A 3,464-nucleotide genomic window follows, 5' to 3' on the forward strand; every position below is an offset into this window, starting at 1 on the left:
GTCCCCGGTCCGCCCCTCCGTCCCGGTCCGCTCCCGCCCCGCTCCGGCTGGCGGACGCCCCCGCCGCGCAGGAGAGCCGTCGAACTCGAGAGATCACGACCGGACGACCTCCACGTGGTTCACGTTCTCCGCCGCCCGCCGCCCGCCGCGTCCGTCGGCACTCTCCTGCCCCGTCCTCTCCGGCCCTGCTCTGTCCTCTCCTTCCACGTCCTCTCCTGCCCCGTCCGGTCAGGAGCCTCCCGCCGCGGCGACCGCTCCACTCCGCCCGTGCCGCCACCCGTGCCGCCGCCCGACCTCACCGGATGCCGCTGCGCGCGAACCCCTGCACGAAGTAGCGCTGGAAGCACAGGAACAGCAGCACCATCGGCAGCACCGACACCAGCGCCAGCGCCATGCTCGCGCTGTAGTCAGGCGTCGACTGGCCCTTGAGGTAGAGCAGGCCGATCGGCAGCGTGAACAGCTCGTTGTCCTTCAGGGCGATCAGCGGCCAGGCGAAGTCGTTCCAGCTGCCGAGCAGAGTCAGCAGGATCAGGACGGCGATCAGCGGCTTCGAGAGCGGCAGCACGATCTGCAGGAACACCCGCAGGTGGCCGGCGCCGTCGATCCGCGCCGCCTCGATCAGCTCCTCCGGGATGGAGAGGAAGAACTGCCGGGCGAGGAAGATCCCGAAGGCCGCCGCTGCTCCGGGCAGGATCACCGACCAGTAGGTGCCGTAGATCTGCAGTCCGGTCACGAGCTTGAACTGCGCGACCATGATCGCCTGCACCGGGATCATCATCGTGGCCAGTGCGAGCAGGAACAGCAGGTTCCGCCCCGGGAAGCGCAGCCGCGCGAAGCCCCAGCCGGCCAGCAGGTTCACCACGACGGTGAACACCGTGACGAACACCCCGATCACGACCGAGTTGACGAACCACTCGCCCACGGGGAAGCGCGCGAACACCGTCGCGAAGTTCTCGAACGAGATCTCGCTCGGCCAGAAGCGGGGCGGGCCGGGCGCGAACACCTCGCCGCGCGGCGAGAAGGCGATGACGAGCATCCAGTAAAGCGGGAAGAACACGATCGCCGAGGCGACGATCGCGACGACGAGACGGACGACGAGTCCGGAGCGGGAGCCGTCGCGGCGGGAGGGGCGCCGGCGCGGGGTCTCGCGGGCGGTGGCCGCGGCGACCGCGGCGGGCGTGGTGACGGTGGAGGACGACATGAGGGCTCCTAGTCGACGAGATCGCGCGTGCGGCTCGTGCGCCACTGCAGATAGGTGAAGGCGAGGGAGACCAGCAGGATGACGACGCCGAGCGCGGCGCCGTAGCCCTGCTCGCGGACCTGGAAGCCGTTGCGGTACGCGTAGGTGCCGAGCACCGAGGTGGAGAAGCCGGGGCCGCCGCCCGTCATCACGAAGACGATGTCGAAGACCTGGAACGAGGCGATCACGTTCATGATCAGCAGGAAGAAGGTGGACGGGCCGACCAGCGGCACCGTCAGTGCTCGGAACTGCTGCCAGCGCGTCGCTCCGTCGATCCGTGCGGCCTCGTAGAGCTCGGGCGAGACGCTCTGCAGGCCCGCCAGGTAGATCACCATGTTGAAGCCGATCCGCAGCCACACCGCGGTCAGCATCACCGAGATCATCGCCGCGGAGCCGTCCGACTGCCAGGCGACCGGCGAGGCGCCCAGCGAGCTCAGCACCTTGTTCACGATGCCCGAGGACTCGCTGAAGATCGTGACCGCGATCATCCCGGAGGCGACGCCCGAGATCACCAGGGGCAGCACGATCACCGTGCGGAAGATCCCGCGCGCGGGCAGGACGGAGTTGAGCAGCACGGCCAGGCCGAGGCCGCCGGCGAGCTCGAGCGGCACGGTGACCGCGGTGAAGAGGAGCGTGTTGCCCAGGCTCTGCCAGAACACCGGGTCGGCGCCCATCCGCAGGTAGTTCGCGAAGCCGACCCACTCGGGCGTGCCGAAGCCGCGCGACTCCTGGAACGAGAGCTGGATCGCCCAGAGGATCGGCACGAACAGGAACAGCGCCATCAGGAGCAGGTTCGGGCCGACGAAGCCGAAGCCGGCGAGGGCCTCGCGCCTGCGGGCCGACCGCGGCCGGGCGGAGGAGCCCGCCCGGCCGCGGAGGGTGGTGGCGGTCATCAGCTGGTCGCCTGCTGGATGGCCGCGTCGAGGCCGGAGAGGGTCTCCTCGGTGCTGCGCCCGCCGACGAACGCCTCCTCGAGCTGGTCCTGCATCGCGACGGAGATCTTCGCGAGGAACGGCGAGGTGAGCTGCTGCACGTCGCGCGGCGTGATCGTCGCGGCCTGCTCGACGAAGACGGGCATCACGTCCGGGCGCACCGCGAAGTCGATCGACGCGGGGTCGATGTCGGACCGGGTGGGCAGCTCGTTCGTCGCCGCGCAGAACTCGGCCATGGTGTCGGCCTGCGTCATGAACGAGAGGAACTCGGTCGCGAGCTCGGGGTTGTCGGTGTCGGCCGTGGCGACGAGGGCGTTGCCGCCGAGGTCGGTCGCGCCGCGCTCGTCGACGGGCATCGGCGTGGCGGTCCACTCGAAGTCGGCGAGGTCGTCGATGTCCGGCACCAGGAAGGACCCGGCGAAGGCCATCGCCGCGGTCTGCTCCGTGAAGAAGGAGTCGGCGTAGGTGGCGGACTTCACCGAGCTGGTCGGCGGGACCCAGTCGTTGTCGAAGAAGCTCTTCGTGAAGTCCAGGGCCTTCGCGCCCGCGGCCGAGTCGATCGCCGGAGTGGTGCCGTCCTCCTCCAGCAGCGTGCCGTCGGCCTCGAACAGCCAGCTCAGCCAGCGGGGCGTGCCGCCGAGCTGCCAGTTGTAGACGAACGGGTACTGCTCGGCGGGCAGGCTCGCGCGCAGCTTCGCGGAGGCGTCGGCGAACTCCTCCCAGGTCCACGCCTCGTCGGCGGTCGTCGGCACGTCGGTGATGCCGGCCGCCGCGAGCAGCTGCGTGTTCACCAGCAGCGCCGACACGTCGGTCTGGTGCGGGACGCCGTAGGGCTTCCCCTCGAACGAGACGGCCTCCTGGAACGCGGGCGTGAAGGAGTCGAAGTCGCCGATCCGGTCGGTCAGGTCGAGCAGCTGCTCCTGGCTGGAGTAGACGCCGAGGTTGCCGTAGTCGACGCGGAACACGTCGGGGGCCTCGCCCGACGACAGCTGCGCGTCGATGTTGCTGAACATCTGGTCGTAGGGCACGACGTTGAGCTCGACGCTCGCCCCCTCGTGCTCGGCCTCGAAGTCGGTGATCAGCGACTCGAAGGCCGCCTGCTCGGACTCGCTGGCCCAGGTGGTGAAGGTGATCGAGTCGGCGTCGGCCGAACCGCCGCCTCCGCCTCCGAAGCCGCTGCAGCCGGTGAGGGCGGCGGTCGACGCCAGGACGGCGGCGAGGGGGATGAATCGTCTGCGCATGGGTGGTCTCCTGCTGTGAAGGGTCGGACGGGGGGGGCGGGGTCGGAGGGC

The 3,464-nt window shown here is 70.2% G+C and carries 3 protein-coding genes; all 3 read right to left on the reverse strand.

Annotation, left to right across the window (positions count from 1 at the left end; translation table 11 throughout):
• Positions 1–295: 295 nt before the first annotated feature.
• From C5C54_RS17360 to C5C54_RS17370, 3 genes are read right to left on the reverse strand one after another with little or no spacing between them, the layout of a single operon-like run.
• Positions 296–1,201 carry a carbohydrate ABC transporter permease gene (locus tag C5C54_RS17360; RefSeq protein WP_104269799.1) on the reverse strand — a complete coding sequence of 302 codons (906 nt, stop codon included), beginning with the start codon at positions 1,199–1,201 and terminating at the stop codon, positions 296–298.
• An 8-nt stretch (positions 1,202–1,209) separates the two neighbouring features.
• A complete protein-coding gene (locus C5C54_RS17365) occupies positions 1,210–2,133 on the reverse strand; it encodes a carbohydrate ABC transporter permease (RefSeq protein WP_104239656.1) in 924 nt (307 codons plus the stop codon).
• Complete coding sequence (locus C5C54_RS17370) at positions 2,133–3,413, reverse strand: sugar ABC transporter substrate-binding protein (protein ID WP_258063368.1); 1,281 nt, start codon at positions 3,411–3,413, stop codon at positions 2,133–2,135. Before C5C54_RS17370 ends, C5C54_RS17365 begins: the two co-directional genes overlap by 1 nt.
• Positions 3,414–3,464: the final 51 nt, after the last annotated feature.

This window comes from Rathayibacter sp. AY1F2 (assembly GCF_002930885.1).
In the GTDB taxonomy this organism is placed as follows: Bacteria; Actinomycetota; Actinomycetes; order Actinomycetales; family Microbacteriaceae; genus Rathayibacter.

Excerpts from the sequence above, each read along its gene's own strand:
- C5C54_RS17360 (WP_104269799.1), bottom strand. The coding sequence starts at position 1,201 with ATGTCGTCCTCCACCGTCACCACGCCCGCCGCGGTCGCCGCGGCCACC.
- C5C54_RS17365 (WP_104239656.1), bottom strand. The coding sequence starts at position 2,133 with ATGACCGCCACCACCCTCCGCGGCCGGGCGGGCTCCTCCGCCCGGCCG.
- C5C54_RS17370 (WP_258063368.1), bottom strand. The coding sequence starts at position 3,413 with ATGCGCAGACGATTCATCCCCCTCGCCGCCGTCCTGGCGTCGACCGCC.